Annotated in this window: 24 protein-coding genes; 11 read left to right on the forward strand and 13 right to left on the reverse strand. The window is 70.4% G+C overall.

Features of this window, described 5'->3' with window-relative positions; translation table 11 throughout:
- Nucleotides 1–9: 9 nt before the first annotated feature.
- From FNV62_RS05360 to FNV62_RS05380, 5 genes are all read right to left on the reverse strand, one after another.
- Nucleotides 10–1,233 (reverse strand): NAD(P)/FAD-dependent oxidoreductase, encoded by a 1,224-nt coding sequence (locus FNV62_RS05360; RefSeq protein WP_205523125.1) that lies wholly within the window; start codon nucleotides 1,231–1,233, stop codon nucleotides 10–12.
- On the reverse strand, nucleotides 1,230–1,427 hold the full coding sequence (locus FNV62_RS05365) for a ferredoxin (protein WP_054235675.1): 198 nt from the start codon (nucleotides 1,425–1,427) through the stop codon (nucleotides 1,230–1,232). Before FNV62_RS05365 ends, FNV62_RS05360 begins: the two co-directional genes overlap by 4 nt.
- 64 nt (nucleotides 1,428–1,491) lie before the next feature.
- On the reverse strand, nucleotides 1,492–1,737 hold the full coding sequence (locus FNV62_RS05370; protein ID WP_144314747.1) for a hypothetical protein: 246 nt from the start codon (nucleotides 1,735–1,737) through the stop codon (nucleotides 1,492–1,494).
- A 147-nt stretch (nucleotides 1,738–1,884) separates the two neighbouring features.
- Nucleotides 1,885–2,574, reverse strand: a complete 690-nt coding sequence (locus tag FNV62_RS05375; RefSeq protein WP_225900148.1) for a response regulator transcription factor — start codon at nucleotides 2,572–2,574, stop codon at nucleotides 1,885–1,887.
- A 249-nt stretch (nucleotides 2,575–2,823) separates the two neighbouring features.
- Nucleotides 2,824–3,402, reverse strand: coding sequence for a MarR family winged helix-turn-helix transcriptional regulator (locus FNV62_RS05380; RefSeq protein WP_143607018.1), 579 nt, complete (start codon nucleotides 3,400–3,402; stop codon nucleotides 2,824–2,826).
- 319 nt (nucleotides 3,403–3,721) lie between these two features.
- Between FNV62_RS05380 and FNV62_RS05385 the strand changes: the two genes are divergently transcribed.
- The 4 genes from FNV62_RS05385 to FNV62_RS05400 all read left to right on the forward strand — a co-directional run bounded on the left by FNV62_RS05385 (nucleotide 3,722) and on the right by FNV62_RS05400 (nucleotide 7,383).
- Nucleotides 3,722–4,321 carry a TetR/AcrR family transcriptional regulator gene (locus FNV62_RS05385; RefSeq protein WP_054235673.1) on the forward strand — a complete coding sequence of 200 codons (600 nt, stop codon included), beginning with the start codon at nucleotides 3,722–3,724 and terminating at the stop codon, nucleotides 4,319–4,321.
- A 203-nt stretch (nucleotides 4,322–4,524) separates the two neighbouring features.
- Entirely contained in the window at nucleotides 4,525–5,739 is a 1,215-nt protein-coding gene (locus FNV62_RS05390; RefSeq protein WP_054235672.1) for a sensor histidine kinase, read from the forward strand.
- The gene (locus tag FNV62_RS05395) at nucleotides 5,736–6,416 is read left to right on the forward strand and encodes a response regulator transcription factor (RefSeq protein ID WP_097282823.1); all 681 of its coding nucleotides are present in this window, start codon (nucleotides 5,736–5,738) and stop codon (nucleotides 6,414–6,416) included. The genes FNV62_RS05390 and FNV62_RS05395 overlap by 4 nt, the downstream gene beginning before the upstream one ends.
- Before the next feature lie 97 nt (nucleotides 6,417–6,513).
- A complete protein-coding gene (locus FNV62_RS05400) occupies nucleotides 6,514–7,383 on the forward strand; it encodes a LysR family transcriptional regulator (RefSeq protein ID WP_054229256.1) in 870 nt (289 codons plus the stop codon).
- Between the two features lie 90 nt (nucleotides 7,384–7,473).
- Here FNV62_RS05400 and FNV62_RS05405 read toward each other — a convergent pair whose 3' ends face one another.
- Together FNV62_RS05405 and FNV62_RS05410 are read right to left on the reverse strand one after the other, a co-directional pair.
- The gene (locus tag FNV62_RS05405) at nucleotides 7,474–8,040 is read right to left on the reverse strand and encodes a hypothetical protein (RefSeq protein WP_097282825.1); all 567 of its coding nucleotides are present in this window, start codon (nucleotides 8,038–8,040) and stop codon (nucleotides 7,474–7,476) included.
- A gap of 34 nt (nucleotides 8,041–8,074) precedes the next feature.
- The gene (locus tag FNV62_RS05410; RefSeq protein ID WP_054229258.1) at nucleotides 8,075–8,527 is read right to left on the reverse strand and encodes a hypothetical protein; all 453 of its coding nucleotides are present in this window, start codon (nucleotides 8,525–8,527) and stop codon (nucleotides 8,075–8,077) included.
- Between the two features lie 451 nt (nucleotides 8,528–8,978).
- Here FNV62_RS05410 and FNV62_RS05415 point away from each other — a divergent pair, with 451 nt between their 5' ends.
- Complete coding sequence (locus FNV62_RS05415) at nucleotides 8,979–10,130, forward strand: MFS transporter (RefSeq protein ID WP_054229267.1); 1,152 nt, start codon at nucleotides 8,979–8,981, stop codon at nucleotides 10,128–10,130.
- Between the two features lie 20 nt (nucleotides 10,131–10,150).
- Here the strand turns inward: FNV62_RS05415 and FNV62_RS05420 are convergent, their stop codons facing one another.
- From FNV62_RS05420 to FNV62_RS05430, 3 genes are all read right to left on the reverse strand, one after another.
- Nucleotides 10,151–10,669 carry a hypothetical protein gene (locus tag FNV62_RS05420; RefSeq protein WP_143600100.1) on the reverse strand — a complete coding sequence of 173 codons (519 nt, stop codon included), beginning with the start codon at nucleotides 10,667–10,669 and terminating at the stop codon, nucleotides 10,151–10,153.
- 181 nt (nucleotides 10,670–10,850) lie between these two features.
- Nucleotides 10,851–11,441: a DUF6624 domain-containing protein gene (locus FNV62_RS05425; protein ID WP_225900150.1), complete on the reverse strand. Its 591-nt coding sequence runs from the start codon at nucleotides 11,439–11,441 to the stop codon at nucleotides 10,851–10,853.
- Nucleotides 11,438–11,920, reverse strand: a complete 483-nt coding sequence (locus FNV62_RS05430) for an ATP-binding protein (RefSeq protein WP_143600101.1) — start codon at nucleotides 11,918–11,920, stop codon at nucleotides 11,438–11,440. The genes FNV62_RS05425 and FNV62_RS05430 overlap by 4 nt, the downstream gene beginning before the upstream one ends.
- A 153-nt stretch (nucleotides 11,921–12,073) precedes the next feature.
- Here FNV62_RS05430 and FNV62_RS05435 point away from each other — a divergent pair, with 153 nt between their 5' ends.
- Nucleotides 12,074–12,886, forward strand: a complete 813-nt coding sequence (locus FNV62_RS05435) for an SDR family NAD(P)-dependent oxidoreductase (protein WP_225900808.1) — start codon at nucleotides 12,074–12,076, stop codon at nucleotides 12,884–12,886.
- Nucleotides 12,887–12,936: 50 nt separating this feature from the next.
- Here the strand turns inward: FNV62_RS05435 and FNV62_RS05440 are convergent, their stop codons facing one another.
- Entirely contained in the window at nucleotides 12,937–14,349 is a 1,413-nt protein-coding gene (locus FNV62_RS05440; RefSeq protein ID WP_144314750.1) for a hypothetical protein, read from the reverse strand.
- A 295-nt stretch (nucleotides 14,350–14,644) separates the two neighbouring features.
- On the opposite strand from FNV62_RS05440, the gene FNV62_RS05445 reads away from it, so the two are divergent.
- The 4 genes from FNV62_RS05445 to FNV62_RS05460 all read left to right on the forward strand — a co-directional run bounded on the left by FNV62_RS05445 (nucleotide 14,645) and on the right by FNV62_RS05460 (nucleotide 17,269).
- Nucleotides 14,645–15,466 (forward strand): helix-turn-helix domain-containing protein, encoded by an 822-nt coding sequence (locus tag FNV62_RS05445; RefSeq protein WP_054229271.1) that lies wholly within the window; start codon nucleotides 14,645–14,647, stop codon nucleotides 15,464–15,466.
- Nucleotides 15,467–15,469: 3 nt separating this feature from the next.
- On the forward strand, nucleotides 15,470–15,715 hold the full coding sequence (locus FNV62_RS05450; RefSeq protein ID WP_054229261.1) for a DUF397 domain-containing protein: 246 nt from the start codon (nucleotides 15,470–15,472) through the stop codon (nucleotides 15,713–15,715).
- 213 nt (nucleotides 15,716–15,928) lie between these two features.
- The gene (locus FNV62_RS05455; protein WP_144314751.1) at nucleotides 15,929–16,405 is read left to right on the forward strand and encodes a hypothetical protein; all 477 of its coding nucleotides are present in this window, start codon (nucleotides 15,929–15,931) and stop codon (nucleotides 16,403–16,405) included.
- A 54-nt stretch (nucleotides 16,406–16,459) separates the two neighbouring features.
- Nucleotides 16,460–17,269: an SAM-dependent methyltransferase gene (locus tag FNV62_RS05460; RefSeq protein WP_144314752.1), complete on the forward strand. Its 810-nt coding sequence runs from the start codon at nucleotides 16,460–16,462 to the stop codon at nucleotides 17,267–17,269.
- On the opposite strand, the gene FNV62_RS05465 is transcribed toward FNV62_RS05460, so the two are convergent.
- Both FNV62_RS05465 and FNV62_RS05470 read right to left on the reverse strand, forming a co-directional pair.
- Nucleotides 17,270–18,667, reverse strand: coding sequence for an FAD-binding oxidoreductase (locus tag FNV62_RS05465; protein ID WP_097282834.1), 1,398 nt, complete (start codon nucleotides 18,665–18,667; stop codon nucleotides 17,270–17,272). It lies immediately after the preceding gene.
- A 137-nt stretch (nucleotides 18,668–18,804) separates the two neighbouring features.
- Complete coding sequence (locus FNV62_RS05470) at nucleotides 18,805–19,320, reverse strand: hypothetical protein (protein ID WP_054229265.1); 516 nt, start codon at nucleotides 19,318–19,320, stop codon at nucleotides 18,805–18,807.
- A 304-nt stretch (nucleotides 19,321–19,624) separates the two neighbouring features.
- Between FNV62_RS05470 and FNV62_RS05475 the strand changes: the two genes are divergently transcribed.
- Complete coding sequence (locus FNV62_RS05475; RefSeq protein WP_143607025.1) at nucleotides 19,625–19,936, forward strand: DUF5133 domain-containing protein; 312 nt, start codon at nucleotides 19,625–19,627, stop codon at nucleotides 19,934–19,936.
- Nucleotides 19,937–19,945 lie beyond the last annotated feature (9 nt).

A 19,945-nucleotide genomic window follows, 5' to 3' on the forward strand; every position in this document is an offset into this window, starting at 1 on the left:
CATGGGCCGTTACGGGATCTTCGGCGCCGTGTCCTGCGTCCGGCGGGCCGCGGCCCCGGTGGGCGGCGGCGTGTCGACGGCCTCGTGCCATGACGCGCCGGTGGCCACGGCCTGCCGCCAGCCGCGGATCGCCTTGGGCGGCATGCCGATCGCCAGGGCCCCCACCAGACGGTCACCGGTACGGTAGGCGACCACGAACCGACGTGCGGCCAACTCGCCTTCCACCACGGCGACTTCGTCGTGTCCCCGCAGATGGCCGAACGCCTGCACCTTCATGTCGTACTGGTCCGACCAGAAGTACGGCACCGGCGCGAACGGCTTGCGCGCGTCCGGACGGAGCAGATTGCGGGCGGCGGCCATGCCCTGCTCGGCGGCGTTGGTCCGGTGCTCGATCCGCATCGACGTACCGAACAGCGGATTGTGCCAGCGTGCCACGTCCCCGGCCCCGTACACACCCGGCGCGGCGGCGCTGTACTCGTCGCACACGAGCCCGTCCGCCACCTTCAGACCGCTGCCCTCCAGCCACTCGGTGTTCGGCAGCGAACCGATCGCCACCAACACCTCGTCGGCCGCGACCAGTTCCCCGTCCGTGAGCCGTACGCCGCTGTCGGACACCTCGGCCACACCGACCCCGGTGCGCAGGTCCACGCCATGGTCCAGATGAGCCCCCGACAGGACCCGTCCCACCTGCTCACCGACCGCGTGCGCCAGCGGAACCGGCGCCGGCTCGAGGAGCGTGACCTCCGTGCCCAGCCCCCGCGCCACCGCGGCGGCCTCCGCGCCGAGGAACCCCGCACCGACGACCACGAGTCGCCGCCCGGGACCCAGCCGGTCCCTGAGGGCCAGCGCGTCGTCCAGGGTGCGCAGCACATGCGCGTCCCCCTCGCCGGGCAGCCTGCGCGGCCGTACGCCGGTCGCCACGATCAGGCCGTCGTACGGCAGTCGCGCCCCGTCGGCCAGCAGTACCGCGCGCCCGGCGAGGTCGAGGCCGGTCGCGGCGTGCCCCAGAAGCAGATCGAGGTCGAGGGCGTCGAGATCGGCACGGGCGCGCAGCGGCAGCCGCTCCGGGCTCCACTCGCCGGAGAGGATCTGCTTGGACAGCGGCGGACGGTCGTAGGGCGGGTGGGCCTCCTCACCGACGAGGGTGAGCGTGCCGTCGTACCCCTCCCGGCGCAGCGTCTCGGCCGCCGCGAGCCCGGCGGCCGAGGCGCCGACGACCAGGATCCGCCTCACTTCTCGACCAGCCGGATCGCCGCGGCCGGGCAGATCGCGACGGCCTCGCGCACGCCGTCGAGCAGTTCGGCGCCGGGCTCCTCCGCCAGGAGGATCGCGACGCCGTCGTCCTCCCGCTGGTCGAACACCTCCGGCGAGGCCATCACGCACTGCCCCGACGCGACGCACTTCGGTTCGTCCAGTTCCACACGCATGATCTTTTCCTTTCGGTCGGTACAGGTCGGCGCGCGGCCGCGATCGCATTCGCAAGGGGAGAACTCACATCGGGGTGATCTTCGCGATCCACTCCCGGTGCTCGGTCACATGCGGGAAACCGCCCAAGTGGGCGATGAGCCAAGATGTGCTCTCGTCCCACATGCGAACCTTTGCGACCGTCTTCGGGTCACGCGGCTCCACCGGTACCGGGGCCGACGCGCAGGGGCGGCCGCTCGTAGCCGCGGACGTCGAGAACCCGGCGATCAGGCGGGCCGCGTCGCGCACGGCGCCTGCCAGGGGCGCAGCCATGTCACTCCTCGGCGGGGGCTCCGTCGGGACGGAGAACGAAGAACGGCGGAAAGGCCAGTACGCATAGGCAACCGGACCGGACTGACACGCTCCGGTCAGTTCCCTGACCACAAGCTGACGTGACGCAGATCACCACCCCGGGCGAGGTCAGTGGCCGAGCCAGTACCCGAAGCCCCTGCGGGTGTGGATCAGCGCGGGACCTTCCCGGTCCACCTTGTGGCGCAGACGGGAGACGAGCTTCTCGATCGCGTTGTCGGCGCGGCCCTCGCCCCACACATGACGGCAGATCTGTTCCTTGGACAGCACCCGCTCGGCGTTGACCAGCAGATGCCGCAACAGTCGGTATTCCGCGGGGGTGAGGTCGATCTCCCGTTGGCCGCGCCACGCCTGACAGGTGTCGTCGTCCAGGACCAGGTCTCCGTAGGACGGTCCTTCCCGTTCGGGACCCCGGTCGCGCAGCAGCACCTCGGCCCGCGCGAGGACCTCGGCGATCCGGAACGGCTTGGTGACGTAGTCCTCCCTGCCGGCACCGAGTTCGGGGACGAGTCGAGCCAGGGTCTGATAGGTGGTCAGGAAGAGCACCGGGGGGCGCTCGGCGGGCGTGAAGCGGCTCCCGCGGGAGAGGCCCTGCAGATCGGGCAGGGTCACGTCGAGGACGACCAGGTCGAAGCGGTGCTCGACGAGGCGCACCATGGCCTCGGCGCCGGTGCTCACCGCACTGACCCGATAGCCCGCCAACTCCATGGTCGTCGCGAGCAGTTCGGTGGTCTCGGCGTCCTCGACGACGACCAGCACATGTGGTCCGTCGCCGCGAGCCGGCGACCGCTTCTCACTCATGTTTCCATCCCTGGAACGACCATTCGTGCGGAGCTGGAACATCACGACTTCACGGCCTCACCCGGTCGACCTCGCCGGTCGGTGCGTCAGAACGTCCGAATGACGGCCGCCGACCTACCGGCCAGGGTCGCCACGGACGACCAGGCGCTCACCACATCGACGCCGCGCCCACCCAGGGGCTGGAGTTCGCGCGGGCCCCCTCCACGGGCGACCACACCCCTCCCCCTCAAGGGCGATACCTCCGCATCCTCACTCCGACCACGTCACCCCTCCACCCCCGGCCACCCCATCCCGCACCTCGCCCACACCACCCGAGGGCCCGGCCACCCCGGGCCGACCCTCGCTCTCCTCGTCCTCGGTGGCATGCGCGAGAAAGTCGTCGACCATCCCGTGGAACAGCGTCGCGAGGCGCCGCAGCTCCGCCGGTGTCCACTCCGCCAACGCCATCTGCATGCCTCGCGAGCTCGTCGCACGGATCCGGTCGATCGCGTCCCGGCCGGCCGGCGTCAGCTCGATGCGCTGGGCCCGCCGGTCGTCCGGGTCCGGCGCGCGGCTCACATAGCCCGCCTTCTGCAGTTGCTGCGCCTGACGGGTGACGTGGGACGCCTCCACCCCCAGCCGGGCCGCCAGCTCACCGGGGCGCAGGGGATCGGAGTCGGCCATCTGCCGCAGCAGCGCCACGGCGGCACGGTCCAGCCGCAGTCCTGCCATGGCCATCAGGCGATCGTGCTGCCGGACCCGGCTGTTCAGGTAGGAGATGCGATTGAGGGCTCGCTCGATCTCGACCACGTCGGACGAGGCGGGCGCCTGCGGCACTGGTGTAGGCATGGACCCAAGGTAGCACTGCTTGCCTGACTCAAGTAAGTTCCGAGAGGGGCTCGGGCACAGGCCGAGCCCCCTCCGATCGAGTGCGCCGGGCAAGGCGCGGACGCGCTCGGATGCGGACAAGGACCGTGCGGAGCACACCGACGCCGAAGCGGGCGCCGGTGTGCGCGTCCCGAGATCGTGACCGGAGTTCGAGACCGGAGTTCGTCACCGGCGTTCGTGACTGACGTTCATGACTGACGTTCGTCACCGAAGCCTTGCCGCGCGGACCCGGTTGATGCCGTCCCCGTAGCAAGCGCTCACACAGCGCTACGATGCGCTGGTGGATCAGGGGAAGGCACGTGGCCCGTACGCGAAGACACCGGCCCGGCGAGCGGAGATCGTGCGTGCGGCGCGCGACAGCTTCGCCGAGCGCGGATACGCCCGGGCCTCCCTCCGCGACATCGCCGAGCGGGCCGGCATCACCCACGCCGGCCTCCTGCACCACTTCCGCAGCAAGGACGAGCTGCTCGCCGAGGTGCTCGCCCAGCGCGACACCGAGGAGTGGGAGGAGGGCGTGGCCGAGGTCGACAGCCTGGAAGCGCTCGCGCCCTACCTCGGCACTCTGCTGGTGCGCCACCAGAAGACCCCCGAGCTGATGCGTCTGTGGCTGGAGCTGGCGGCGGCCGCCTCGCGGCCGGACCACCCCGCGCACGGTTACTTCGTCGAGCGGTACGAGCGCAGCCGCACCCATGTCACGCGGCGCCTGAGGGAGCTGGAGGCGGAGGGGAAGCTGCGGGAGGGCCTCGGTCCGGACAGTGCGGCGACCCTTTTCCAGGCGGTACTCAACGGCCTGCAGGCGCAGTGGCTGCTCAACCAGCGCCTCGACATCATCGAACCGCTGAACCGTTTCCTCGACCTCATCCTGGTGACCGACGACTAGGGCCTGTCCGGCACCCGTGTCCCCCGCGCGCGGCAGACGTGCACGCCGGACCGCTCGTCATGCTCAGGTAGGACATACCGGTCGTTTGCTACTGCGTTCTCAGTAGCCGGGAGTGTCGGCCGACACATGACGACGGGACGCCCCTGCTCAGGCAAGCTGAGAAGGTTCACCATGGTCACAGCACCCGACAGGAAACCCTCCCGATGAACACCAGCCGGCAGCGGTTCGCCAAGGACCATCCCCGCGTCATGCGGGTGACGGTCGTTCTGCTGCTGTTCGCCGCCGCCGCTCTCGGCAGCACCTGGACCAGCGCGGAACCCACCGGACGGCACCTCACCCCGTGGCCCGGCATTCTCCTGGGCGGCATCGGTGCCCTGGCCCTGCTGTGGCACCGCAGGTACCCGCTCACCGTGGTGGCGGTGACCGCGGCCGCCGCCAACGCAGCCAACGCCCTGGGCTATCTGGTCACTCCCCTGCTGCTGGCACCGCTCATGGCCGCCCTGTACTGGCTGGCCGTCCACACCGACCGCAGGACCGGGCGCATCGGTCTGGCCGGCACCGCCGCACTGCTGGTCACCACCGCGCTGGTCGTCGACTCCCCTCACCATCCGCTGTCCCTCGTCCTCGCGACGGTCGGCCCCGTCTTCTGGGTGCTGGTGCCCATCACCTGGGGCACCGCGACCCGACTGCGGGCCGACTACCTGGAGGCCGTGCACGCCCGCGCGGAGATCGCCGAGCGCACCCGTGAGGAGGAGGCGCGGCACCGGGTGGCCGAGGAGCGCATGCGCATCGCCCGGGAGCTGCACGACGTCGTCGCCCACCACCTCGCGCTGGCCAACGCGCAGGCCGGGACGGCCGCCCATCTCCAGCGCACCCATCCCCAGCAGGTGCAGAGGATCCTCGACGACCTCGCCGGCACCACCGCGTCGGCGCTGCGCGAACTCAAGGCCACCGTCGGGCTGCTGCGCCAGACCAACGACCCCGACGCGCCGCTGGAACCCTCCCCGGGCCTGGACCAGCTCCCGGAACTCACGGCCGCGTTCGCGACCGCCGGGCTCAAGGTCGACGTCACCACCGCGGGCGCGGCGCGCCCGCTGTCACCGGGAGTGGACCTGACCGCCTTCCGCATCATCCAGGAGGCGCTGACCAACGTCACCAAGCACGCCGCCTCGGACACCGCACACGTGCGGCTCGTCTACTCCCACAACCGGCTGACCATCACGGTCACCGACGAGGGAGCGAGCACGGTGACCGCCGCTCCGGCCCCGGGCCACGGTTTCGGTCTCATCGGCATGCGTGAGCGCGCCCTGTCCGTGGGCGGCCGGCTCAGGGCCGATCACCGGGCCGGGGGCGGCTTCGAGGTCACCACGGATCTGCCGCTGTACACCCCCGCCCCGGAAGAGGACCGCACCCCATGACCATCAGCGTGCTGCTTGCCGACGACCAGGCCCTGCTCCGGGCGACCTTCCGCATCCTGATCGACTCCTGCCCCGACCTCGAAGTCGTCGACGAAGCCACCAACGGCAAAGAAGCCGTCGACCTCGCCCGCATCCACAAACCCGACATCGTCCTCATGGACATCCGCATGCCCCACACCGACGGCCTCACCGCCACCGCCACCATCTGCGCCGACCCCGACCTCGACACCACCCGTGTCCTCATCCTCACCACCTTCGAAATCGACGAATACGTCGCCCAGGCCCTGCGCGCCGGAGCCAGCGGCTTCCTCGGCAAAGACGTGGGCGCGGACGCCCTCCTGGACGCCATCCGCACCGTCGCCGCCGGCGACACCCTCCTCTCCCCCCAAGCCACCCGCACCCTCATCACCCGATTCCTCACCACTCCCACCCCCAACGCCCCCCTCGCACCCCCCGAAGCCCTCACCACCCTCACCGCCCGCGAACGCGAGGTCATGGCCCTCGCCGCCGAAGGCCACTCCAACAACGAAATCGCCGACCAACTCACCGTCAGCCCTCTCACCGTCCGCACCCACATCCACCGCGCCATGACCAAACTCGGCGCCCGCGACCGCGCCCAACTCGTCGTCATCGCCTACCAGACCGGCCTCGTCACCCCCGCACCCCCCACTCCCTGACCCCGCACCACGCCGGGAGGCAGCCCCGCCCCGTTCTGTGATAACCCAGGAGGACCACCATCTCTGTGAGAGATGGACCGGGGCATCGGGAGAGGACATGGATCTGCGGCAGATGGAGGTCGTCGTCGCGGTGGCCGAGGAAGGCGGATTCACCGCCGCGGCGCAACGGCTGCACGTGGTGCAGTCGGCCGTGTCGAGCACCGTGCGCGCACTGGAGCGGGAGCTCGGGACCCCGCTGTTCGACCGCACCACTCACCGGGTGTCGCTGACTCCGGCGGGCGAGGCCTTCGTCCCGGCAGCGCGGGCGACGTTGCGGGCCGCCGAACAGGCGCGGTCGGCGGTCGACGCCGCGCGGGGACAGCTGCGCGGACGGGTGACGGTCGGCACCATGCAGGGGGTGTGGGCCGACCTGCACCGCCCGCTGGCCGCGCTGCGCGCGGAGCACCCGGGAGTGGCGGTGCGGCTGCGGCAGGGGGCCGTGACCGACATCCGCCAGGCGTTGCGCGAGGGCACGGTGGATCTGGCGGTGGTCGCCCTAGACCGTCAGCAGCAGCGCGGTCTTGTGACCCGGCTGCTCGCCCGGGAGGAGATGGTGCTGGTGTCCGCGCCGGGCCGGGTCCTGGGCGGGACGGGGCCCGACGGGAGGGTCACGCTCGCCGAAGCGGCCCGGCTGCCGCTGGTGGACTTCACGCCCGGCTGGGCGATCCGCCTCGCCGTCGACCGGGCCTTTCGTGCCGCCGCCGTCGAGCGCGAGTCGACCTTCGAGGTGAACGACATCGTCGCGGCGTCCGAACTCGTCCGCGCCGACCTCGGTGTGTGCGTCATGCCCATCTCGATCGCCGACCGCTTCCCCGACCTGGACAAGCACCGGTTCGACCGGCACGCGCCGAGCTGGAAGGTCATGGTGGTCCAGCCACGCGGGGAGGCGCCCCCGGCGGTCGCGGCCCTGCTGCGGCACATGGCCTGACGGGCGTGGCGTCAGAGGCGACGGAGGGACGAAGTGGCCCATCCCTCGCCTCAATCCCTCAGCCCCCGCGAACAAACTGCCCCCGACCGCTCAAGGTTGCTTCTCGACGTCCTTCACCGAGGTCGGCCCCAACTGCTTGGCGCTGGCGTACTCCGGCATCGTCATGGGCTTGTCGAACAGGAAGAACGACTGGTTCGTGCCGACCGTGAACTCCATGTACGCGCCCGTCGTGGCGTCGAAACCGTAGTAGGCGTTGCAGGTGGAACCCGTCGTGTACGTGCCGTCCATGCCGGGCTGCGAGAGAACCGCGACGCCGTTGGAGTAGGACTCCACCCTCTCCGTCGGAGTGAGCATCTTGCAACGCGGCACGGGCAGACCCTTCATGATGAAGTACCCGTACTCGCCCTTGGCGTTCTGGATGTAGACGTACGAGAGTTTGCCCCGCTTCCCCCACGTCTTGATCCACTGGTTGATCGCTTCGCGGGTCGGCGAGTACTCCATGCGACCCGCCGGCTGCTGGGCCACGAGGTGGTCGTAGGTGTCCTGCTTGGCCTTGTTCTCCTTGTCCTGGCTGGAGTCCTCGGTGCAGGACGTCAGGGCAAGGCCCAGGACGAGCGCGACGACGGTGGCCAGGGCCATGCGTACGAACTTCTTCATGCGGTGCTGCCCTCTTCCCGGGATGAGATGGGGATCAGTTGGTGCACGTCGTGCGCTCGGCGCCGGCGTCCAGCCGGTACGGCAGATCCTTGTCACGGAAGGGTGCGCGGTGCTCCTGGGCGGCCTTCGAGTTGTAGTCGTTGACCGACTCGATCCGACTGGCCTTCAGCGCGGTGATCGACTGGTCGATCTGCGTCGTGCGAGTCTCCGAAGCGGTCTTCCGCTCCTCCTGGAGCACCTGGATCGTCCCTTCGGCGTTCTGCACGGCCTCGCACAGATCGAAGAACTCCTCGTACGTGGTCTGCCGGAACTCGCCCGAGCCGACGGTGTTCTCGCGCTTGTCCGCCTCACCGCGGAACGGGGCGGTGATCCACCCCGCGGCGCCGAAGGCGAACGCCCCGATCACGTACAGCACCGCCAGACCGATGACCCCGGCGACGGCCCAAGCCCCTAACCGTGCCCCCTCGCGTACCTGCCCCATGGCCATCCCCCTTCGCAGGTGGTCCCGCGGCGTGGAACCACCTTCCGCGAAGGAGGACACGGCGCCCGGTGAAACGGTTCCGCCGTCACGAGCGCCAGGAGGGGGTTACCGGGGCGGTCGAGCCACAGCGGGCACACGGTCCTACTCCTCCGGACGGACGGCGGCCGTGCACGTCACTTCGCCGATTCCCACCCGTCCTCGACGATCGGTTTGTTCACGGGGTCTCCGCCCATCTCGTTCGGAGATGACTGACATTCGAAATCATCGCCACGGCAGGGGAAGCACGGAGGCTCCACGGGCGCTGAGGAAACCGTGCGAGCGGCAACGAGGCCGCTCGACCACCACCCAGCGTTTCCCGAACCGCTCCACCGGTTCCCTTCCCGAGAAGGTGCCCGTGTCCAAGTCCTCCGTCCTCAAGTCACCGGGCCGGTCCGCCACCGCGCAGGCGGAGCACGGCGTGCCGGGCTGGCTGGTCGCCCTCTTCGCCGTGGCCTCCGGCATGACGGTCGCCAACCTGTACTACGCCCAGCCCCTGCTGTCCTCGCTGCGCGACGTGTTCCATGTCGGCACGGCGGCCGCAGGCGGACTCATCACCCTCACCCAGGTCGGCTACGTCCTGGGCATGCTCTTCCTGGTCCCGCTCGGCGACCGGCTGGAGAAGCGCGGACTGATCAGCGTGCTCCTGACGGTCACCACGCTCGCCCTGGTCGCCGCGGGTCTCGCCACCAACTTCCCCATGCTGCTGATCGCCTCCCTGATCAGCGGAGGCACCTCGGTCGTCGCCCAGATACTGATCCCCTTCGCGGCGAGCCTCGCCCCCGACCACGCCCGTGGCCGGATCGTCGGACGGGTGATGAGCGGCCTGCTCACCGGCATCCTGCTCTCCCGCACCCTCAGCAGCCTGGTCTCCGACGTGGCGGGCTGGCGGGTGGTGTACCTCGGCTCCGCCGTCCTGATGGCCCTGCTGGCCCTGGCCCTGCGCGCGGCCCTGCCGCAGCACGCGCCGACCACGACCATGCCGTACGCCCATGTCCTGCGCTCGACGCTCCAACTGGTACGCCGCCACCCCGTGTTGCTGCGCCGGGGTCTCTACCAGGCGGCGATGTTCGGTGCGTTCAGCGCGTTCTGGACCACCGTGTCGTACGTCCTGACCGGCCCCCACTTCCACTACTCGCCCATCGGTGTCGGCCTCTTCGCGCTCGTCGGCGCGGCCGGTGCGGCCGTCGCCCCGTTCGCCGGTCACTGGGCCGACCGCGGGCTCGTCCGTCCCATGACCGGGATCGCCTTCGCCGTCGCGGCCCTGGCCTTCGCGGTCGCGGGCTTCGGTCAGTCCCACATCACCCTGATCGCCCTGGCCGCGATCCTGATCGACACGGCCGTGCAGTCCACCCTGATCCTCGGCCAGCACACCATCTACCAGCTCGACCCGAACGCCCGCGCCCGCCTCAACAGCGCGTTCATCGCGATCTTCTTCGTCGGCGGCGCGCTCGGCTCCCAGCTCGGCTCGATCGCCTACCACGCGGCCGGCTGGACCGCGGTCACCGTCCTGGGCGCCGCCCTGCCGGTGCTGGGCCTGCTCCACTGGACGACGGAACGCCGTACGGCCTGATCAGTGACCCCGGGAGCGGGTCACGATCCCGCTTCCCCCCGCAGGAAGTTGCTCACCTGACAGGCGAGGCTGTCCCGCGCCGAGTCGGAGCGGGCGGCGGCGTCGACCGAACCCTCGTAGAGGTCGATGCCGCCGACCCACAGGTACCGGTCGGTCCACTCGTCGTCGACCTTCAGCTGGATCTGGATGTCCAGCCGGGACAGGGAGGCGTCGGGGCCCGCGGCGAAGAGGACCGCGGTGGCCCGGCGCAGGGGGTAGACGTCGTAGCCCTCGATGAACTGGGAGTTCCGCCAGTCCAGGAAGGCGCTCTCGCCGTCGGGGCCGACCCGGATGTCCATCTGGCCGTCCTCGAGATGGATGCCGAAGTGCTCGCCACCACGGTTCTCGACGGTCACCCGGCACCGGAAGTAGGTCAGCCCTTCGGCGGCGTCGTCGCGCCCGCGCGGCGGCTCCGCCCGCTCCACCCCGTGGACGCGGACGCGCAGGCCGGCGTGCTCGTCGTACTCCTGCCAGTCCCCGACCACGTTCGGTTCGTGCACGGTCCACCTCTCCACCTCAGAGAGCTGTTTCCTATCTGTGCCCTCAACGGGGTGTCAAATGGGCGGAACGCACCGTGGCCAGCGTTTTTGCCCTCCTTGATCGGCGATCAAGCCGTGCCCAGCCAGAACCCGTGTCCCTGCCGTTGCGAGGACATTTCCGTGCGTGCTGCACATCACGTTCTCAGGCGCCGCGACGCAGCGTCCGCATCTGCTCGTCGAGGGGGCCGAGGCCGACGTCGCGGCGCCGCTCCTCGAGGGTCTCGGGCCGTCGGATCGGATACGGGCGGAAGGTCGCGGGGTCGACCCTGGTGCCGTAGAACTGGGGCTGGCCCAGTTCGACCGCGCAGTGATCGGCGATGTAGGCGTGGTGCGGACCGGGGCAGCGGCCGTCGGCGGTGGCCTGGGCGATCAGGTCGCGGCAGCGGAGCTGGAAGTCGAGGTCCGGGGCGTGCAGCAGGATCATCAGGGCCGCGGTCGAGGCGGGCGCGCCGACCAGGTCCGTGGCCGGCCAGCCGTGTCGGCGGACGATCGTCCCTAGGGCGTCGGCATTGGTCCTGCGGCATTCGACGAGGCCGCGCCGGACCTGTGGGGTGGGGTTCGTCCGCGCCTGCCGCATCAGGTGCCGCTCCTCGTCGGCCCGGCGCGAGAGTTCCCGGGCGAGCGCGGCGGCGAGTGCCGGGAGGATCCCCGGGGACGCGGGCCCCGGCTCCACCGGTGTTCCGTCCGGCTCCGTCGGCTTGCCGACCGCCAGGTGCCCGGGTAATCGCTTCATGGCATGCCCCGGAGCGCCAGGGTGAACCACACCTTCTTGCCCGTGGTGCCGGGGTCGGCCGGTGCGATGCCCCAGTCGTCCGTCAGAGCGGCCACGATGGCCAGTCCGCGTCCCGACTCCTCGGCGTCGCCCGTGTCGCGTGCTCGCGGCAGTGCGGACGAACGGTCGGCGACCGTCACACGCAGCTCGTGCCCGAGGTGTTCCAGGGTGACGGTGATCGTGTCGCGGGGGCCGGGACTGCCGTGTCTGACCGCGTTGGCGAACAGCTCGTCCGTGGCGAGGACAGCGTTGTCGAGGCACTCGGAGGGCAGGCGCAGAGCGGTGAGGTGCTCGGCGACCATGTCCCGCACGCCGGCCGCGCGCGAGGGTTGGGCGGGGACCGTGGTCCGCACCAGGCTGGGGTGCGTCCTGGGCAGCACGACGGCGTCGTGCTGCGGTGAGGGCGACGGCCCGCGGCGATGAGCCCTGGATGCCGTCATCGGTCCTCCTTCATCGCAGCGCGGGTGGGGGATGTGCTCGATGGCTGCCCGTGCAGCCAACAGGGCACGACCCTTCGCCGACCAGGGGGTATCGGGGTTGTCCGGTTGCAGGCACGTAGTGGCATGGGATGTATGTTCGATCAAGTGAGGAACGTGAGCGGGAGCCGGACGCCGGTGCGCCCAGGCGATCCCACCGGGTGGTCGGGGGTGCGCGGCAAGCGCGTCCTGGTCACCGGTGGAACGCGGGGCCTGGGCGAGCAGATCGTGCGGCTGCTCGCGGCCGAAGGGGCCCGGGTGGCTACCTGCGCGCGCGGCGCGGGCGACCTGGCGGCGCTGGCGGCATCGCTGGACTCCCCGCTGTTCACCCAGGCGCTCGACGTCACGGAGCCGGAGCGCCTGGAGGAATTTGTCGCGGCCATGGCGAATCGTTTCGGCGGGCTCGACGGGGTGGTGGCCTGTGCGGGCGGTTCGCGCGGCGGTCGCTTCGAGGAGACGGACGCCGAGGACTGGGCGGCGACCTGGGAAGTGAACGTCGGCCATGCCGCGCGCCTCGTCCGGGCCGCCGTGCCGCATCTGCGGGCCGCCGGGGGCGGATCGGTCGTGGTGATCTCGTCGATCTCCGGCTGGAAGCCCGGGCCGCCCGTCCAGTACGGGGTGGCGAAGTCCGCCCAGATCCAGTTGGCCGCCTCGCTCGCCCGTGAACTGGGGCCGGACGGAATCCGGGTGAACGCCGTCTCCCCCGGGTCGATGCTCATCCCGGGCAGGCGTTGGGACCGGATGCGCCGGGAGGACTCCGAGGCGTACGCGGGATTCGTGGCGACGGAGCTTCCGAGCGGGGCGCCGGTCGCTCCGGAGGAGGTCGCCCGGGTGGTGGCGTTTCTGCTGTCCGACTGGTCGAGCGGTATCTCCGGAGCGCACCTCCCCGTCGACCGCGCCCAGAACGCACCCTCGCCGGACGGCTACTGAGCAGACCGTTCCCGCCAAGTCACCCACCGGACCGACCGCCGCGCTCCCCGTCATGCGACCGCCCCCAGCACCGCACGGGACCTGCGCTCGAACTCCTGCACCATCGGCTCGTGGCGGCGTGGCTCCAGACGGGTACGGAAGTCACGCAGGGCCTGGATCGACCGTTCACTGTGCACGGTCCTGAGGGTGTCCAGCGCTTCGGTGGCCGTACCGACGGCCTCGTCGAGTCGGTCCTGCTGGAGATGCGCGGTCGCGAGCACCGAGCGGCTGATGGCCTGGCGTCTGCGCCGGTCGGCGTTCGCGCTCAGCGACTCGCTCGCCGTACGTTCGGCCTGGGCGGCGAGCCCCAGGTCACGGAAGCACAGGGCGGCCTCGGCCTGAAGATAGTGGTGGTCGAGGTAGCGCACCCAGACGGATTCCTGGTCGGGGCCCCGGCTCGTGTCCAGTTGCCCTTCCGCCAGGCGCAGCGCCTCCGAGGCCTCGCACGACTGCCCCTGCGCGGCATGTCCGCGTGCCGCCATGGCGTACAGGCGCATCAGTCCGAGCGGGCTGCCCGCCCCCTTCGCGGTGGCGACTCCGGCCCGGGCCAGTGCCACCCCCTCGTCGGGGCGGCCGAGGTTGGTGGCCAGATGGGAGAGCCCGGCCAGAATCTGGCCGCCCAGCACCCGGTCGCGCCCTTCGGCGCACAGACGCAGCCCCTGGGTCATGTACCGCTGCGCGAGCCCGTACTCCCCCGCGTCGTACGAGCTCCAGCCGGCCATCGCGGCGAGGCGCGCGGCCGCGGCGTACAACTGCCGTTGCAGCTGTGGCGGGGTGCCGCGGCGCTGGAGCATGGGGACGACCTCGGTGGAGAGGTAGTGCACGATGCTGGTGCGCACTCCGCCACCGCCGTAGTGGTTGTCCATCTGGTCGAACATGGCGATCATCGCGTGCACCTGCTCGACCGGACCGCCGCTCGTCACCGCCGTGGGGCGGAAGGCCTCCTGCTGCTCCAACAGCCACAGCAGCCACTCGCGTTGGGGGTTCGTCAGCGCGGCGGCGACGAAGGGCACCGAGCCGAGGAGGCTGCGGCGGGAGATGTCGGTGGAGCCCAGTTCGGCCAGGGTGTGCAGGGTTTCCGCCACGTCTTCGCCGTAGACCAGGGCCCGGCCCGCGACCGGGCGCTGCTGATCGGAGTGGAAGCCGAGGTCCGCGGGCGAGACGGCGCGGCCGAGCCGCCCGGAGAGCACGGCGGCGATCAACTCCGGGGTGGTGCCGCGCGGTTGCTGGCCCTGGAGCCAGCGGGTGACCGACGCCTTGTCGTAGTTGGAGTCCACGCCCTGGCGGCGGCCCAGTTCGTTGACCCTGAGGGCGAGGGAGGCGTAGGAGCAACCGGCTTCCTTGAGGGCGACCGCCAGCGCCGAGTTGGCCCCGCCGGGGCCCTTGCCTGCGCTCCTTGATTGTCCGTCGGTCACGGTGGCCACCCAGGTCTCGCATCACGGTCCGTACGGCTGCGCCCGTATCTGCTGATCCATCAATTCCGTTGCCACACAGCACAGTTGAACGTATGGCACCAGGGGCTGTGCGACAGGTCGCTCGATCACTATGGTCGCCGACAGGCTCAACACGCAACCGGCGTTCTGATAATTTCAGAACGATCTGCATCACCCTGTCTCTGTCAACGACCGCGTGGCACACTGCACGCTGTGATACAGCCGTACCGGGAGGTAGGACGTGAGTGACAACCGCTCGGGCGGCAGCGCACCCACGGTCCTGCGGATGGTTCTCGGCAAGCGGCTGAGGCAGCTGAGGGAACAGGCGGGAGTGTCGTTCGAGGAGGCGGCACGGGCGATCGAGGTCACTCCACTGACGGTCCGCCGGATCGAGAAGGCCGAGGTCGGCCTCCGGATCCCCTATGTGAAGGAGTTGCTGCGCACCTACGGGGTGCCGGCGACGGAGATCGACGACTTCCTCGCGCTGGCCCGGGAGGCCAACCAGCCGGGCTGGTGGTACAAGTACCGCGACGTGCTGCCCGAGTGGTTCAGCGCCTACGTGAGCCTGGAGAGCGAAGCCAGCGTCATCCGTCTCTACGAACCCCACTACGTTCCGGGCCTGTTGCAGACGAACGACTACGCCACCGCGCTCATGCGCGTGGGCTTCCCCAACGAGTCGAAGGAGGACGTCGCCCGCCGAGTCGCCCTGCGGACCAGGCGGCAGGACCTGCTCGCCAAGCCGGACGCGCCCGCCATCTGGGCCATCCTCGACGAGACGGTGCTGCGCCGGCCTGTGGGCGGGGCCGAGGTGATGCGGGCTCAGATCGACCGGCTGCACGAGGTCCTGGACATGCCGAAGGTCCGGATCCAGGTCATGCGCTTCGGGGTGGGGGCACACCCCGGCGCCTTCGGCCCGTTCCACCACTTCCGCTTCGGTTTCTCCGAACTGCCCGACGTCATCTACACGGAAAGCCTCGCCGGCGCGGTCTATGTCGACCGGCCCGGCGACGTCGTCACCTATCTCGAAGTACTGGACCGGATGTCCGTGCAGGCGGAACCGGTCGCTCGGACCAGGGCCATCCTGGCTGAATTGCGTAAGGAGTTGTGATCCATGGGATCCAAGGGCCCCATCTACAGTGGCATGCCGGCCGTCGACCTGGGCACCGAGGGCTGGGAGAAGCCCTGGAGCGGTACGAACGGCGGGAGTTGTGTCGAGGCCAAGCGGCTGCCCGACGGCAGTGTGGCCTTCCGCCAGTCCACGGACCCGGACGGGCCCGCGCTGGTGTACACCCGGGACGAGATGATCTCGTTCCTCGAAGGCGCGAAGTCCGGCCAGGCCGACTTCCTCGTCGCCTGAGGCGCTGACAGACCGCCTGAGGCCGGGAGAGCCGTCCGCCCCTCGGGCAACCACCGGAGCCGCGCCATCACCACGCCCGCACCACCACTACGCCCGCACAACCGGACAACCCGCACGCCCACTCCCGCCGTGCGGGTCGTCCGTTCACACTGAGGGAATCGGTCGTCCCGGAGGGAGCGGTATGCGCGCCGGTCCTTGTCGCGAGGTGCGGGGATGATCCTCGGCCAGGCCCTCGCCCAGTGCCGGACCCTGGTCGTCGACGGTCCGGACGGCATCGGCAGAGGCGCCCTGATCGCCGAGCTGGCCCGTCACGGTTTCCTGGTCCGGCTCTGCCGCGGGCCCCTCCATCACGTGGACCCCACCCAGCCGTATCGCGAACTCCTCGCCTCGTCGGGCCGGTTGGCCGTCGACGGCAGTCTCGTCCACGAGCTGGTCTACGGACCGCTGCGCCGCGGACGCTCCCGGGTGACCTGGATCCAGGCCCTCGACTTCGCCGAAGCGGTGGCGGAACGCGACGGAGCCCTCGTCCATGTGACCGGCGAGACGGACGACACGGAGGCGGTCGACGCGTACGAGCGGGCGCTGCACACCCTCGCCCAGCACGTCCCCGTGGTGACCCTGGAGGCCAAGGACCTCGGCCACCCCATCCGCGGCCCTGCCTGCCCGGAACATCAACTCGGCCTGTGTTAGAGGTAGTTGACGGTAGGTTATTGACAGACCGCGTGACGGAGGCAGGAGACATCCATGGCAGACGGCCGGCCCAACCCCGACCAAGAGGCGTTGTCCAAGATCGACACCACGGTGCCGCACTCGGCCCGCATCTGGAACTACTGGATGGGCGGGAAGGACAACTACGAGGTCGACCGGATCGCGGGCGACGCCTACCGCGACGTCGCGCCGAACATCGAGACGATGGCCCGGGCCTCGCGCGAGTACCTGATCCGGACCGTGACCTTCGTCGCCGGTGAGCTCGGCATCCGCCAGTTCCTGGACATCGGCACCGGTCTGCCCTCGTACGACAACACCCACCAGGTCGCCCAGCGGGTGGCGCCCGAGTCGCGCATCGTCTACGTGGACAACGACCCCCTGGTGCTGCGGCACGCCCAGGCGCTGCTGACCAGCACCCCCGAGGGCGTCACCAACTACATCGACGCGGATCTGCACGAGCCCGAGAAGATCGTCGAGGCGGCGAGCCGGATCCTGGACTTCGACCGGCCCGTCGCCCTGATGCTGATGGGCATCCTCGGTCACATCCAGGACTACGAGGAGGCCAAGTCGATCGTCCGCACCCTCCAGGCCGCCCTGCCCTCCGGCAGCTACTTCGTGCACTACGACAGCACCGACACCGACGCCGCGCTCAAGCAGGCCCAGCAGGGTTACGACGACACGGGCGCCGTCCCCTACGTGCTGCGCAGCCCGGAGCAGATCACCGCGTACTACGAGGGCCTGGAGCTGATCGAACCCGGCATCGTCTCCTGCCCCCTGTGGCGCCCGGAGCCCGGCACCGCGCCGGAGCCCACGGACGTGCACGGCGGGGTGGCCCTCAAGCCGTGATCAGGTGCGCGGCGCCGGTTGGATGTTCTGGTTGAGGCGGAACAGGTTGTCCGGGTCACGGTCGGCCTTGATTCGGGCCAGGCGGGCGTAGTTGTCGCCGTAGCTGGCCCGTACGCGCTCCTGCCCCTCGTCCATCATCATGTTCACGTAGGCCCCGCCCGCGGAGTACGGGTGCAGGGCGTCGGAGTAGTCGACGCTCCACCGCTTGACGCGCTCGGCGCCGGCCGGATCGGAGTCCACGCCCGCGTACACGGTCGCCCAGTGCGCGTTCCGGTAGCTCCAGGCGGTGTCCGCCGGTGCGATGTCGTGGACGGCGCCGTCGATCGGGTACAGGTGCATCGTCGATTTCCAGGTCGGCGGTTCGGCGCCGTATCCGAGGTGCGACGCGACCGCCTCGTCGGGGATCTCGTCGACGAAGTCCGCGCGCCAGTACCACTGGTCGCCGGGCGGGTAGATCCCGTCGAACGCGGACTGGAGCGCGGGGTACGGCATCGGCGCGGCTCCGTGCAGCAGCGGCTCGGGCACGGCGTCGAGGAGGGGTGCCATCTCCGCGGCCGCCGCCTCGGTGTCGTCACCGACGCGGCACCAGACGACCCCGCAGACCTTGCGCAGATGGATCTCCTCGGGGAACGGCGGGCCGGGCGGCACGGAGCCGAACAGGAAGAAGCCGTTCAGTTCGCGGGGAGCGTCCGGGAGGAAGTCGCGGTAGGCGGTGAGGACTTCGGCGCCGACTTCGACGGGCCAGAAGGTGGGGCCGGCGACGACGGTGCTCACCTCACGCAGCCGGAACAGGAACGAGGTGACGACTCCGAAGTTGCCGCCGCCCCCGCGGATCGCCCAGTACAGGTCGGTGTTCTCCGTGTCGCTCGCGCGCACGCGCTCGCCGCTCGCCAGGACGAGGTCGGCCGCCAGGAGATTGTCGACCGTCAGCCCGTACTTGCGGGAGAGATGCCCGATGCCGCCGCCCAGGGTGAGGCCGGCGACTCCCGTCGTGGAGATGATGCCGGCGGGTGTGGCCAGACCGTACTCGTGGGTGGCACGGTCGACCTCGCTCCACACACAGCCGCCTGCGACCCGTACCGTACGGGCCCCCGGATCGACCTCGATGCTTTTGAGCGGTGAGAGGTCGAGGACCACGCCGTCGTCGCAGACCCCCAGGCCCGCGCCGTGGTGGCCGCCGCCCCGCACGGCGAGCGGGAGGCCGTGGTCGCGGGCGAAGCCGATGACGTGGGAGACGTCCTCGGCGCTGGTGCACCTCGCCACCAGGGCGGGCCGCCGGTCGATCATCGCGTTGTAGACGGTGCGTGCCTCGTCGTACCCGGAGTCGCCGGGACCGATCAACTGCCCCTTGAATGCCGTCAGTTCCTGGCGCGCTGCCTCTGCCGTCGTGATGGACATACGCCTCCCCCCGCCTGGGGGCCGGTTTCAGGGCGCCCGTGTCCGGGGCCTTGGCTCCAGTCTCCCTCCGATGGATCCGACGCGCCTGTTCTGTACAACCGCTGGGGCGGGTGGTCCCCGCCCCTCGGTCGCCGTGATCACGTCACGGCGATCACGGCCTCCGTGTCATGACGGGACACCGCGAGCGCCGGTTCCGGCAACGCCACCTGACGCGGCGTCCGGCGCGCCTCGCGCAGGCTGGGCATGGGCGTGGTCGGGACCAGCGGAGCATGCTCGGCGGCGCGGGCCCGCCAGGAGAACCAGATGATCTTGCCGCCGGCGCCGGTGGCGCAGCAGCCCCAGCCGTCGCTGAGGGCGGCGATCTGCGCCAGACAGCCCTGGGGCTCGTTGTGCGGGCGGAGATCCTGGTCGTTGTCGGAGACCGCGGTGATGAGGTGGGAACCGTTCCACCACATCTCGATGGTGGTGTTCTTGTCCGTCGCGTGCCGGTCGATCGTGTGCAGCAGCGCTTCCGCACAGTGGCAGACGGAATCGACGAGCGTATCCAGGTTCCAGTACCGGAGATGGGCCCCCAATATGCGCTTGACCTGGCCAACCCGCTCCGGGCTGACCTCCACGTCGAGGTGGTAGTAGCAGGGCACTGCAGGTTTCATCTTCGTTGGCTCCTCACGGCGAAGCTCTCGCCTCTCCTCGCCCTTCTCGGACCGAGCCCCGATCACGAAGCGTGAGCACTGATCGCTTTTGAGTCATTCCCAGAGTGCGAGCACTACTCCGTTCGTGCAACACGAGAGCCCGACCCCATGTGATTGAAGAGCCAACAAGACGCTGAGTGTCCGTGCAGGCACCATGAGTGAGGGCACCGCCCTCCGTAACGGGTCGGTGCCCTTCCGTGCACGGCCGTACGGCATCAGCCGGGTGTCCCGTGCGCAGTCGCGAGAGTGGAAAGGTGACCGGCCCATGCTGCTTCCTGCCAAAGCCGAGGTCGCCAGGCATCTGGAGCAATACCGGGCCTGGGAACGCCTGTTGCTCGTGGCCCCCGCCGACCACACGGTGCGGGGCAACTTCGAGAACGCGGGGTACACCCTGTGCGTGCTGATGGGGAAGCGCTGCGCGCGGGAGGCGGTGGACGCCGCCGAGCTCTATCTGCGGGACGAGGCACCGGCTGCCGCGCTGTCGTCGATGACGGTGGCGCACGGCACGCGGGGCTCTCAGCTCCCCCAGGAGCCTCAGGGGCGGGGAGCGGGTCGAGCGGTCGGCAGGCATCCCTGAGGCGGACCG

It is taken from the genome of Streptomyces sp. RLB3-17 (assembly GCF_007113425.2).
GTDB lineage: Bacteria > Actinomycetota > Actinomycetes > Streptomycetales > Streptomycetaceae > Streptomyces > Streptomyces mirabilis_D.